Raw genomic sequence first — 12,942 nt, forward strand, 5'->3', positions numbered from 1 at the left:
GCCAGGAGCCGCATTCCTAAGCGACGCGTTCAAACCGCGACGCCCAACGTTTCAAACCGTGCTCGGCGACGGCCGAGCAGAGAACCGGATAAACATGCTGCAGGTACTTTATTTCGCACAGGATCTTGCTGACCCCGCCGTTCGCCGGCGCGTCCTGATGCTCCTTGCCGGGGGCGCAAGGGTCAAGCTTGCGGGGTTCAGGCGCGACGCAAACCCGCTGGCGGCGATCGAAGGCATCGAGCCCATCGAGCTCGGAACAACGCATGACGGGCGTTTCGTTCAACGAATCGGCGCGATTGCCAAGGGCTGCTTCTCGCTCAGGCAGGCGCTGCGCAATGTCGAACGCCCGGACTTGATCATCGCGCGCAATCTCGACATGCTGGCGATCGCCAAGAAGGCTGTGAGTGTGTTCGGCGGTGACGTGCCAATCGTCTACGAATGTCTCGACATTCACCGCCTGCTATTGCGCCCTGACATCGCTGGCAAGACGTTGCGGGCGAGTGAAGGGTTCCTCGGGCGTGATGCCCGGCTCCTGATCACCAGTTCTCCAGCCTTCGTCGAGCACTATTTCCGCCCGCTTTCCGGCATCTCGGCGCCGACAATGATGCTGGAAAACAAGGTGCTTGAGCTCAACGAGACCATGGTGCGACCGCTGGTTCCCGCAGCGTCGCCGCCAAAGGATGGTCGGTGGCGGATCGGGTGGTTCGGCGCATTGCGCTGCCGCAAATCGCTGGCGCTGCTGTCGGCGTTTTCCCGCAAAATGGAAGGACGCTTCGAGATCGTGCTACGCGGTCGGCCGGCCTATTCGCAGTTCGATGACTTCGAGGGCTTCGTGCGCGATGAACCCTTCATGCAGTTCCACGGGCCCTACCGCAGCCCGGAAGAACTGAGCGACATCTATTCCGACGTGCACTTCACCTGGGCGATCGATTTCTTCGAGGAAGGCCAGAACTCGAAATGGCTGTTGCCGAACCGGCTCTACGAGGGCTGCCGCTTCGGCCGTGTGCCGATTGCGCTCCGCGGTACCGAGACGGCACGGTTCCTTGCCATCCGCGGCCTCGGCATGCTGCTCGACGAAGCGGAGCCGGAGGCGCTTGCCGCCCTGCTCGGCTCGATCGACCCCGAGCGCTACATTGAGGCATCCGGCCGGATCGCGACTTGCGCGACCGATACCTGGATATTCAGCCGCAGCGACTGCGAAAGCCTTGTCCGGCGGCTTTCGGCGGTCACGGCGGAGGCTCCGCCGCGGATCGCGCCTAACCTCTCCCCAACTCCCCAGAACGAAGGCGGATTGTCATGAACAACAAAACGCTGGCTTCGACACGAACCCTTATCGTCATTCCCTGCCTCAACGAGGCTGAGCATATCGAAGGCCTGGTTGAGGGACTGCGACCGGCAGCGGCGCATCTCAACGGCGCCATTCTGATTGTCGACGGCGGCAGCACGGATGGCACGCGCGAGATTGCTGCTGGCCTCGCCAAGGCGCATGCCTCGGTGCTTGCCCTCGACAATCCGAAGCGCATCCAGAGTGCGGCAATCAATCTTGCCGTCGCCGAATACGGAGCGTCCTACGATTACCTGATCCGCATCGATGCTCACGGGACCTATCCAGACGACTACTGCGAGCGTCTTATCGAAGAGGCGCTTGAGACCGGTGCGGACTCCGTCGTCGTCGCAATGCAGACGGTCGGCTTCACGCCTTTCCAGAAGGCGACGGCCTACGCCCAGAATTCCAAGCTCGGCAATGGCGGCGCCAAGCATCGGCTCGGCGCGACGAGCCACTGGGCCGATCATGGGCACCATGCGCTGATGCGGGTCTCCTCTTTTCAGGCAATCGGCGGCTATGACGAAATCTTCAGTCACAACGAAGACGCGGAGTTCGACTACCGCTTCCGCCAGGCGGGCCATCGCATCTGGATGACCGACCGGACGAGCATGGTCTACTATCCGCGCGCCAAGGTCGGCCCGCTCTTTCGCCAATACTTCGCCTATGGACGGGGGCGCGCGCGCAATGTCCTGAAGCACCGCGCCTGGCCGAACCTCCGACAGCTTCTGCCGCTCGCCGTGGCGCCTGTCGCCATTGGCGCTCTGCTCGCCGTCATCAACTGGCTCGCCGTCGTGCCGGTGGCGCTCTGGGCCGCCGCCTGCATCGGCTACGGAATGTGGATGGCGCTTGGACAGAGGAACCCCTACGGCCCGCTTGCAGCCCTTTCGGCGATGGTGATGCATTTCGCCTGGTCGGCCGGCTTCTGGCGCGAGCTTCTTACCGCGCGAAACCGAAGGCTGGCGCCATGACCGATCTCGCGAGAAAACGGATCGATATTGCGGTCTGCACCTTCCGCCGTCCGGAACTTGCGGAAACGCTGCATTCGCTGGCGCTCATCACGGTGCCCGCCGATGTCGACATTCGGGTCATCGTCGCCGACAACGACACGACGCCGAGTGCCGAGGCGCTGGTCAACCAGATGCGCCCGACCATGCCCTTCGAGATCCTCTACGTGCATTGCCCGGCGTCGAACATCTCGATCGCCCGCAATGCCTGTCTCGACAATAGCGCCGGTCACTATCTCGCTTTCGTTGATGACGACGAGACCGTATCGAGGACGTGGCTCCTGCAATTGCTCGACACGGCCGCTACGACCGGGGCCGATGTCGTGCTCGGCCCGGTTCGCGCCGAATACGCGTTGTCCGCGCCGAACTGGATGCGCCGCGGCGACTTTCATTCGACCCGCCCCGTATGGGTCGATGGCGAGATCCGCACGGGCTACACCTGCAATGTGCTGCTCGATCTCACGCGGCCGGTTCTTTTCGACAGACGGTTCAACCTGGCTCTTGGGCGGACTGGTGGTGAGGACACAGAATTTTTCCGCCATATGCATGCGGCCGGCGGACGTCTCGCCTATGCCCCGGATGCATTGGTCTTCGAACCGGTTCCGGAAAAACGCGCGCGCCTTGCCTGGCTTGCCAAGCGCCGCTTCCGTTCGGGCCAGACTCACGGGCGCCTGTTAAGCGGGCCGGGCCAACCCACAAGGCAGGTGGTGGAAATCGCCCGAGCGATGGCCAAATCCGGCTATTGCGCTGCAGCGAGCCTGCTTCTTCTTGGATCGCCGGTCGCCCGTTCGCGCTACGCCCTGCGCGCCATCATGCATGCGGGTGTCGTCAGTGGGCTTCTCGGTGTGCGTGAACTCCAGCAGTATGGGGCCGCGACCGCCGGATGACGCTCCCAGCACCAGACGTCAGTTTTGTCGTCGCGGCCTATAACGCCACCGACACGATCCGCCGCGCCATAGAGAGTGCGCTGGCGCAGGAGAACGTCGACCTGGAAGTGATCGTCGTTGATGATTGCTCCACCGACGACACCTGTGCCGTGGTCGAAGAGATCGCGGATCCCCGTGTGCGGCTGTTGCGGCTTGCGAAAAACCGTGGGCCCGGCGGAGCGCGCAATGCCGGGCTTGAAGCGGCACGCGGTAACTGGATCGCCATTCTCGACGCGGACGATACCATCGGCCCCCGACGGCTCTCCCGCATGATCGCGCTGGCGTCGACGGCTGGCGCCCAGATTGCCGTCGACAACATCGACGTCGCGAACCTCGACGGGCGCGTCGAGCGCATGTTTCCGGAAACATTGCTCGAACATCACCGGGTGCTGACGCTTGCGGCCTTCATTCAATCCAACGTGCTTTTCCGCTCGACCTATAATTTTGGCTATCTGAAGCCGATTTTCGAGCGCCGTTTCCTGGAGGAGCACGGCCTTCGCTTCAAGCAGTCCATCCGGATTGGTGAAGACTACATCCTGCTCGCATCTGCGCTCGCCCATGGCGGACGCTGCATCGTCGATCCCTCAGCCGGCTATTGCTACCACATTCGCGAGGGCTCGATCTCCCGGGTGCTCGAACTTCGCCATATCGAGGCGATGATCGCAGCCGACAAGGATTTCCTCGCAAACCACTCGATCGATGCCGAAGCGATGACAATGCAGCGTCGCCGCGACAGGAGCCTGCGCGAGGCGCATGCCTTCCTGCGCCTCGTCGGTCATCTGAAATCCAGATCGTTGGTTGGGGCCGCCCAGGTGGCCTTGTCCGACCCCCGAGCGCTTCGGCACCTCAGAATGCCGATCGCCGTGCGGCTGCGCCGTTTGCTTGCGCCGCTCGCACAATTGAAGTCCGCCACACCGACGGTGGCGGCTGAACGATCCACCTCGGGCAATAGCCCTCACGTACGTAAAGGATAAAGCCATGGACCGTATCAGGACCGTCAGGAAAGCTGTGATCCCGGTCGCCGGCAATGGAACGCGGTTCCTCCCCGCGACAAAGGCGATACCCAAGGAGATGCTGACGATCGTCGATCGTCCGGTCGTGCAATATGCGGTCGATGAAGCCCGCCAGGCGGGCATCGAGCACATCGTCTTCGTTACTAGCCGCAACAAGCAGGCAATCGAGGACCACTTCGACGATACGCCGGAGCTCATCTCGTCGCTGACCCGTTCCGGCAAGAACGCCCAGGTTTCCGAACTGGAGGAGATGCTGCCTCGTGCCGGCTCGGTCAGCTTTACGCGGCAGCAGGCGCCGCTCGGCCTTGGCCACGCCGTCTGGTGCGCGCGCGACGTGATCGGCGACGAGCCTTTCGCGCTGCTCCTGCCGGATATGCTGTGTCACGGGGCACGCGGCTGCATGGCCGGCCTCGTCGATCTCTATCGCCAGACCGGCGGCAACGTCGTCGGGGTCGAGCAATGCGCTCCGGAAGATGCGTCGAAATATGGCATCGTCGGCAAGGGTGCCACCGTTCCCCACGGTTTCGAGGTCACGAAAATGGTCGAAAAGCCGCGTGCCGGCGAAGCACCGTCGAATTTTTACCTGAACGGCCGCTACATCCTTCAGCCCGAGATTTTCGACATTCTCGCGCACCAACAACGGGGTGCCGGCAACGAAATCCAGTTGACCGACGGGATGCTGAAACTCTCGCAAAATCAAGCGTTTCACGCCCATCCCTATGAAGGGCGCACTTTCGACTGCGGTTCCAAGGAAGGCTTCATCGCCGCCAATGTCGCCTTCGCGCTCGCGCGCTCTGACCTCGGCGACATGGTCTATGCCGCGGTCAAGGACATGGTTCTGTCTCATGAAGGCCGCATCCGCGCGGCATAAAGCTGGTTTGGCGCCTCTTATCGAGGCTCCAGCCTTCGGACCAAAAGGGAAACGGACAGAGCGACCCAATGAACCAAAGAAGTCTCCCCTTCAATAGCGTTGTGCCGAGGGAAATGGAGGAACCCGATAGGTTCATCGACCTTGACCGGCTCTTCTCGGTCATCGTTCGCCGCGCCAGGCTGGTTGGCGCGTTCGTCGTGCTGTTCATGGCACTTGGCGCGGTCTACCTCGTTTTCGCGACGTCGTTCTATACGTCGATGACGCAGATCCTGCTCGACGAGAACCTCTCGAAATATGCCGAGGAGCAAGCAACGCCACAAAACAGCCAGCTGCTCGACACCCAGATGGCAAGCGCCGTCGAGATCCTGAAGTCTGGCGAGCTCGCCTTGCGGGTCGTCGACAAGATGAAACTCGACGATAATGACACGGTCCTCAATCCGCCACGCTCGCCCTTCGGCGTCTTCAAGGACTGGCTGCGATCCGTGACCGGCGTCTTTTCGTTTGGATCCGATATTTCCGAAGAGGCGGCCCGCAATGGCCGACGTCAGAAGGCGGCCGCGCTCATCCAGCAGGGGCTGGCCGTCGAGCGCGTAAACCGAAGCTCTGTTGTTGCGCTTGCTTACCGTTCCAGCGATCCGCAGCTCGCCGCCGCTATCGTGCGCGGCTATGCAGATGCTTATCTCAACGATCAATTGAACGCCAATTTCGATGCGACGGAGCGCGCCTCCGTCTGGCTGCAGGAGCGTCTTGCCGATCTGAGGCAACGCTCGCAGGTGGCTTCGCTCGAGGTCGAGAAATACCGCAGCGAGAACGGCCTGACGCTCGCCCGCGGCGAGCTCATGTCCGAACAGCAACTGGCAGATCTCAACAGCCAGCTCATCATCGCTCAAGCCGACACGGCAAGCGCGTCCGCCCGCTTCAAGCAGTTCCAGGCGATCGTCGACCAAGGGCCTGAAACCGCGGTCAAGAACGCAACGATTTCCGCCAAGGAGGGCGACAACTCTGTCATCCGCGAACTGCGTACCCGTTACCTGGCCGTTAGCAAGCGTGAGCAGGAAGTAACGCAGAGCTTCAGCGCCGACCATCCGCAGGCAGTATCGCTGCGCAAGGAAAAGTCCGATGTCGGCCGCCAGATCTTCCAGGAACTGGAGCAACTCACCGCAAGTTACCGCAACGAATATGAGGTCGCCCGCTCGCGCGAGGCTTCGCTGAGGGAAAACATCGAAGGCACAACGGGCCGCAACTCCGATGCGAACCTGTCGCTCGTGCATCTGCGCGAGCTCGAGCAGAAGTCGGCAGCGTTGAAGACCCTCTACGAGACCTACCTGAACCGCTATGAGCAGGCCTCGCAGCAGCGCTCCTTCCCGATCGCCAAGGCCCGAGTGATTTCCACCGCTGGCGTTCCGACCTCGCCCTCAAGTCCGAAGAAAACCTTGGTTCTGGCACTTTCGGCGGTGCTCGGCATGATGGCAGGCGGTGCGTTCGCAGCTTTCCAGGAGTTCCGCGAGCGCACCTTCCGGCTCGAAAGCGACGTGCGTTCAATCCTCGGACACAGGTCTTTCGGCTATGTTCCGCTGATCGGCCCACGTCAACTGACCACGACCGACCGGGTTCGCGCGCGGCTGATGAAGGGCAAGACGCCCCAGCCGACGACACAGGCCCCAGAGCCGTTGCCGTTTGAACGGGTCAGTCGCATCGTGCTCGACGCGCCGCGCTCATCTTTCGCCGAGACCTTCAGAAACGCCAAGCTCGCCTGTGACCGGATGTTGCACGGCAACGGTTCGCGGGTGATCGGCATCGTTTCTGCCGTTCCGGACGAGGGCAAGTCGATCATCGCGGCAAACTTTGCCGCACTGCTCGCGGCGAGCGGCAAGAAAACGTTGTTGATCGACGCCGACATCCGCAAGCCGGGGCTGAGCAAGATGATCAATCCGCCGCCAAAGACCGGCCTCGTCGAGGCGCTGATCGGCGAATCTTCCTGGCCCGCCGGCATCAAGATCGACCAGAAGACAAAACTGGCAATCTTCCCGGTTGGCGGGGAAGCCGGGGCAAAGAGCGAGCCCTATGACAGCCACGAGTTGCTCGCCTCCCCGGCGATGGCCGACCTTATCGACAATGCCCGCAAATCGTTCGACTACGTGATTGTCGATCTTGCAGCACTCGCCCCGGTGGTCGATGGCAAGGCGTTTTCGCCGCTCGCCGATGGCTTCATCTACGTTGCAGAGTGGGGTCGCACGCCGTCGCGTCTGGTGCGTGATCTGCTCAACTCCGAACCGCAGATCAACGGCAAGATCCTTGGCGTGATCCTCAACAAGACGGACATGAACGAATTGGCGAAGTACAGCGACTTCGGCGGCGCTGAGCACTATCGCCATCGTTTCGAGAAGTACTACGTCGAGAACGCCGGGACCTACCGCAGGACAGAGGCGGCCTGACCGCCCTCCCTTTCTCATCGAGACACGAAGCCTCGGACCGGAAACGGTTCGAGGCTTCTCATATTGGATGGCAGCGGCTGACAGGATTGAGTATGTCGATCCATCGATAGAGTGAATTTCCATAAAATATGATCGCTATAACCATATTTTGATGATACCTGCCGCAAACCGTGAGAACGTGGCTAAGAACTCCGATATGCCGAAATACGACAGGGAACTGATTTCGATCATTCTAGCGACGCTCGGAACTCTGCTTCTGGTCGCAAGCGCTTTGCTATTTGTCGTCATCTGATTCGGGAATACGACTTCGGAGACGAGCGAGCGGCCTCCCCAGCTTGCAGATTGGCCCATTCCCAGTAGCACAAGCCCTGGCTACGTACAGCATCCATCCGGCCGGAGGTACAATAGGGGCGCTGGTAGCGACCTGTGGCTGTGGCGTCCACTCAACGATTTCAATAAAAATTGTCGCCTTGTCGGATATCAGAAAATAACGCTTTTCTCGTATGGGTTTCCTCAGCAAGAGCGTCGTCGTCGACATCCGCACGGGGAGATGAATGGAGAAGCAACGAGAAAGCAGGATTGATCTTCTGCGCGGACTTGCCCTTCTCTTGATCTTCGTCGGGCATTCCGAGTTCACCTTTTCAGGTTTTGTGCAGCATTCTCGCGGTTTCGCGGATGCCTCGGATGTCTTCGTTCTCTTAGCGGGGGTATCCGCTGCTCTCGCCTACTATCGTCCCGATGGATCAATCCAGTTCCGACGGCCGTGGAAACGAGCCTTCACCCTCTATCTCGTCCACATGTTGTTGTTTTCGGTGCTGGCAAGCATTTCAGGCGCCCTGTTTCTGGCCGTTGGCCCAACACCTTGGGCCGATATGAATTCGTTCTGGGCCGCTCCTTATCAGCACGGAGCAGAGGCCCTGCTGCTGATGTATATGCCGGGCAATCTCGATATCCTGCCATTGTATGTTGTGCTGCTAGGCCTCGTTCCAGTTGTCTTTTGGCTTCACAATCGCTCGCAAACGATCCTGTTGTGCGTTTCTTGCTCGGTGTGGCTAGCTTCGGGCATTGGCCACATAAACCTCCAGAACTGGGCGCTGGATAGCCGTGAGTGGTATTTCGACCCGTTTTCTTGGCAGTTTCTATTCATCATCGGGATCGTTATCGGCATCGGACTGAAGCGGTCGAGACCCGTGCTTCGCTACAATCGCCCGGTGTTCGCCGCGGCCGCCATCTTTGCGATCGCTGCAATCCCAATCAATCTTGCCGTGTATCTTGGCCTCGCGGATCCCCCGCTCGGGGAATCGTACCATCAACTCGTCTCGAAAACGAACAGTGGCCCGCTGCGCATCCTCAATGTCCTGGCGATCCTGTATCTCGCATGGAACATCCGCCTCGTGCACTTTGCAGCTAACCGACCGGCCTTTGGCCCGATCTGCGCGGCCGGCAAGCACAGCCTTCCTGTTTTTTCCCTCGGGGTCCTGCTGATTTTTGTTGCCAAGACGCTAATAAACACCACAGCAAACACTGCGCTACCGGTCCAGGTGGCTATGCTCGTTGCAGGCTGCCTGTTGCAGTTGGCGGTGGCCTGGTGGCTTGAGGAGCACCAACGGAAAGCTATCCGGAGAACGGATGTTGTGGCGAGGTTGACGCCCGGACGGGCGTGACCGGCCCAGGCGAAAAAGCCGGTGCACCACGCACACGTTTCGCGAAAGCGATTGCGCCTACGCTCAGTTGAATATCAACAGAGGCGAATTATGATTCCAGAAGAAATTACTGCGACGGCGTGGACCCTTTCAGCCCGACATATGGCACGCGGACAACGCGACCCTACGCTCATGGTTGCCGAGGCGATCGCGCTAGAGCGGCAACGCTGTTTGAAGATCGCCACCGAATGCTGCGGAGAAAACAGCGACATGGCAAGAGAAATACGACGCGCCGGAAGCTAAGCAACGTTGGAGCGGTCAAATTCTCACTCCGTTTTGTAGGCGGCGTGCCCCGAGAAGGTACCCTTATGAACGACGCTGCCGCGTGAGGCGCGCTCCTTCAGGTGTGCTACGGCCGACTGGAATGTAAATGGTACGGTCGAACTCAATCCTTCCAGAAGAGTGGCGTCAGGATGACCAGCACCGTCAGGATTTCGAGACGCCCAAGCAACATCATCACCGATAGAAGATAAAGTGCGGGTTCTGATAGCGTCGAAAAGTTGCCGGCCGGCCCGATGATTGGCCCGAGCCCGGCACCCACATTGGAAAGCGCTGTGGCAACGGCGGACGCAGCCGTGACAAGATCATAGCCCATGGCGCCCATCGCCAGGCTGCCGAACGCCCAGATGAACATATAGGCGGTGAAAAACATGAAGACTGTGCGCTGGACATCGATGTCGACGAGGCCCTTGCCGTAGCGCACCGTGTGGACCGCATTCGGGTAGATCAGCTTGAAGAGCCCCGCCCGAATGGAATTGAAGATGATGATGAAGCGGTAGGCCTTCATGCCGCCGGCCGTCGAGCCGGAGCAACCGCCCATGAAGGTAGCTGCGAAGGCAAGAGCGACGATGAACTCCCCCCACAGCATATAATCGTCGCTGGCAAAGCCCGTCGTCGACAGGATCGACGACACCGTGAAGAACCCATGCGCAAGGGCATCGTTTGCATCGACGCCATTGGCGAGCCGCTGATAGAGGCTTGCGGCTAGCGCAAGTATCGTCAGATAGGACAGGAAGACGATGATTTGCGGATCCTTCAGCGTATCGAGCCGGCCGCGAACGATGAAGAGAATGAGCACTGAAAACGGCAGGCTGCTCAAGGTCATGAAGAACGTGGCGACCCAGAGGATCGGCAGGCTCTTGAAGTAGCCGAGCGAGGCGTCATGGGTGGAGAAGCCTCCAGTCGCGATCGTCGACATTGCATGGTTCAGCGCGTCGAAGCGGTTCATGCCGAGGTAGGAGTAGATAATCGCGCAGGTGACCGTCAGTGCCACGTAGATGAGGATGAAGGCACGGGTAAAGGTGACGATCCTGGCGAAGGGCTTTTCGGTCGTATCCGAGGATTCCATCTTGAAGAAGGACATGCCGCCGACACGCAAGTAAGGCATGACGAAGAGCCCGAGCGCCACGATCCCGATGCCGCCCAGCCAATGCAGGAGCGAGCGCCAGAGCAAAATGCCCGGGGGAGCGAAATCGAGACCGATAACGACCGTCGAGCCTGTCGTGGTGATGCCTGAGACGGATTCGAAGAGGGCCTTGGCGAAATCGAGTTTAAGCGAGGAGAACCAGAAAGGCACTGCGCCGACGAGCGAGACGACAAGCCAGAGCAAGTTGACGACGAGGAAGCCCATCTTGCGGCTGAAGGGCGGAGGACCGCCCTGCGTCGCGGCCATCGTCAAGAGTGAGATGCTCCCGGTGATGAAGGCCGACACGGCAAAGATTCGCCAATGGGGATGCCCATAGAACAGGTCGACCACCGCAGGAAGAAACATCGTGAGCGACAGGTAGAAGGCGGCCTTCGCGGCGATGTTGATCGCGGATTGGTAGAGAGATTCGTGCAATGGTCGACGGCCTCAGCGCGGTTGCCCGAAAGCCCGAATCGGCTGTTGGGATCGGCAGCCATTCAATCTGAAAGACGGGTGATTCGCACCCGGCGCGGCCGGCAAGCCCATCGGATGCAAGCCGAGAGCCGCTTTCTGTCTTAAATTCTGCGCGTTTCATCACGGCCGGTTGTGACGAGTAGCCGGGGCAAGCGCCGATAGGCTGCGGTTTCCACAGCCGTCCTGCGGCTTTTTGCCCAATCAATTTTAACTCACGAAAAGATCAAGCTTTAGGGCACGACAAGTCATCACCTTGACTTATTTCGGCGTGTAAAGCCTGCTTCATCCATTCCACATGCAACCTTGAGTACGACCGATGACCCCCGCCCGTTTCACCCAATGCCTTCTCGTTCTTCGTTGGACGCCGATCAATCTGGCGAGCGCCCTCCATTGCAACCTGGCGTGGATCGAGGCGATGGAGACCGGCGAAGAGAAGGTGCCGGACGAACTGGCGACCTGGCTCGAGACGCTGGCGAGGACCCACGAGGAACTCGGCATCCCCGTCACCTATCGCGGCAAAGGCTTGGAGCCGGCGGCCAGCCGAGCGGCGCGCCGCTGACTGACACAGCCGAGCGCCGATCCATCGTCGATCTGCACTCTGCGGAGCGACGATCACTTGTCTTCCGGGGCGACCGCCCAAAACGCTCTAAGCATTTTGCCTTCTCCGGTTTGCGCTCGTCTGAACCACTTTCGGCGAGTTCGATTTTGTCTGGAGGTCAGAAATGAACATCAAGAGCCTTCTTCTCGGCTCCGCTGCTGCTCTCGCAGCAGTATCCGGCGCACAGGCAGCCGACGCAATCGTCGCAGCCGAGCCGGAGCCCATGGAATACGTTCGCGTTTGCGACGCTTTCGGCACTGGCTACTTCTACATCCCGGGCACCGAAACCTGCCTCAAGATTGGCGGCTTCATCCGTTTCCAGACCTCGTTTGGTGACGACGCTTCGACCAGCCGTTATGACCAGCGTGACCACGACTTCGACGGCAACGGTGTACTCGATCAGTCCACGTCTGACTGGGATGCCTTCTCGCGCGCTTACATCTCGTTCGACGCCAAAAGCGACACCGAGTACGGCACGCTCACCGGCTTCTTCGCCGCTGAGTTCAACGCCGACAACGACACCGACTCTGGCGATAGCGACTTCATCGACGTTGATGAAGCCTACATCCAGCTCGGTGGCCTCAAGGCTGGTTTCTTCTACAACTGGTGGGATAAGGGCCTGAACGGCGAAACCGACACGCTCGGCAACGTCACCGAGTTCAACTCGATCGCCTACCTCTACGACGGTGGTTCGTTCCAGGCTGGTATCTCGGTTGACGAGCTCGAAGGCTGGTCCACCAAGGCTAACGGCATCGGCATCTCCGGTATCGTTTCGGCTTCGGTCGGCGGCGTTTCCTTCGACTTGCTCGGCGGCTACGACACCGAATGGGAAGAAGGCGCGATCCGCGGCTTGCTCTCGGCTGACCTCGGTCCGGGCGTCTTCCAGCTTGCTGGTATCTGGGCTTCCAACCCGAACACCTACTGGAACGCTTCCGAGTGGTCCGTTGCAGCTTCGTACCGCTGGAACGCCACCGACAAGCTCGCCGTCACCCCCGGCGTTCAGTACTTCGGCAGCCTGCAGGACTCGGTCACCGACTTTGGCAGCGACGATATGTGGCGCGCTGGCGTAACGTTGGACTACAAGATCACCGAAGGCCTCGCGACCCGCGTTTCGGTTCAGTATGAAGATGCTGACAACAGCGACGACCAGGTATTCGGCTTCGTCCGTCTGCAGCGCGACTTCTAA

10 protein-coding genes are annotated in these 12,942 nt (G+C 60.3%); 9 read left to right on the forward strand and 1 reads right to left on the reverse strand.

All coding sequences use genetic code 11. The annotated features are described in order from the left end of the window. Positions 1-94 precede the first annotated feature (94 nt). From ACTJKM_RS23380 to opgC, 7 genes are all read left to right on the forward strand, one after another. A complete protein-coding gene (locus ACTJKM_RS23380) occupies positions 95-1,300 on the forward strand; it encodes a glycosyl transferase family 1 (RefSeq protein ID WP_440661070.1) in 1,206 nt (401 codons plus the stop codon). Beyond that, a complete protein-coding gene (locus tag ACTJKM_RS23385) occupies positions 1,297-2,295 on the forward strand; it encodes a glycosyltransferase family 2 protein (RefSeq protein ID WP_440661072.1) in 999 nt (332 codons plus the stop codon). The genes ACTJKM_RS23380 and ACTJKM_RS23385 overlap by 4 nt, the downstream gene beginning before the upstream one ends. Further along, a complete protein-coding gene (locus tag ACTJKM_RS23390; protein ID WP_058326909.1) occupies positions 2,292-3,218 on the forward strand; it encodes a glycosyltransferase in 927 nt (308 codons plus the stop codon). Before ACTJKM_RS23385 ends, ACTJKM_RS23390 begins: the two co-directional genes overlap by 4 nt. Continuing rightward, positions 3,215-4,231 carry a glycosyltransferase family 2 protein gene (locus tag ACTJKM_RS23395; RefSeq protein ID WP_113512399.1) on the forward strand — a complete coding sequence of 339 codons (1,017 nt, stop codon included), beginning with the start codon at positions 3,215-3,217 and terminating at the stop codon, positions 4,229-4,231. The genes ACTJKM_RS23390 and ACTJKM_RS23395 overlap by 4 nt, the downstream gene beginning before the upstream one ends. A 4-nt stretch (positions 4,232-4,235) precedes the next feature. Further along, positions 4,236-5,141 carry a UTP--glucose-1-phosphate uridylyltransferase gene (locus ACTJKM_RS23400; protein WP_057249467.1) on the forward strand — a complete coding sequence of 302 codons (906 nt, stop codon included), beginning with the start codon at positions 4,236-4,238 and terminating at the stop codon, positions 5,139-5,141. Positions 5,142-5,254: 113 nt separating this feature from the next. After that, the gene (locus tag ACTJKM_RS23405; RefSeq protein WP_440661074.1) at positions 5,255-7,576 is read left to right on the forward strand and encodes a polysaccharide biosynthesis tyrosine autokinase; all 2,322 of its coding nucleotides are present in this window, start codon (positions 5,255-5,257) and stop codon (positions 7,574-7,576) included. Between the two features lie 554 nt (positions 7,577-8,130). Continuing rightward, positions 8,131-9,240, forward strand: a complete 1,110-nt coding sequence (gene opgC, locus ACTJKM_RS23410; protein WP_440661076.1) for an OpgC domain-containing protein — start codon at positions 8,131-8,133, stop codon at positions 9,238-9,240. Between the two features lie 424 nt (positions 9,241-9,664). Here the strand turns inward: opgC and ACTJKM_RS23415 are convergent, their stop codons facing one another. After that, positions 9,665-11,119: a TrkH family potassium uptake protein gene (locus tag ACTJKM_RS23415; protein WP_440661078.1), complete on the reverse strand. Its 1,455-nt coding sequence runs from the start codon at positions 11,117-11,119 to the stop codon at positions 9,665-9,667. Positions 11,120-11,474: 355 nt separating this feature from the next. On the opposite strand from ACTJKM_RS23415, the gene ACTJKM_RS23420 reads away from it, so the two are divergent. Together ACTJKM_RS23420 and ACTJKM_RS23425 are read left to right on the forward strand one after the other, a co-directional pair. After that, complete coding sequence (locus ACTJKM_RS23420) at positions 11,475-11,717, forward strand: hypothetical protein (protein ID WP_440661080.1); 243 nt, start codon at positions 11,475-11,477, stop codon at positions 11,715-11,717. Positions 11,718-11,880: 163 nt separating this feature from the next. Beyond that, positions 11,881-12,942, forward strand: coding sequence for a porin (locus ACTJKM_RS23425; RefSeq protein WP_440659799.1), 1,062 nt, complete (start codon positions 11,881-11,883; stop codon positions 12,940-12,942).

This window comes from Ensifer sp. 22460 (assembly GCF_052044935.1).
In the GTDB taxonomy this organism is placed as follows: domain Bacteria; phylum Pseudomonadota; class Alphaproteobacteria; order Rhizobiales; family Rhizobiaceae; genus Ensifer.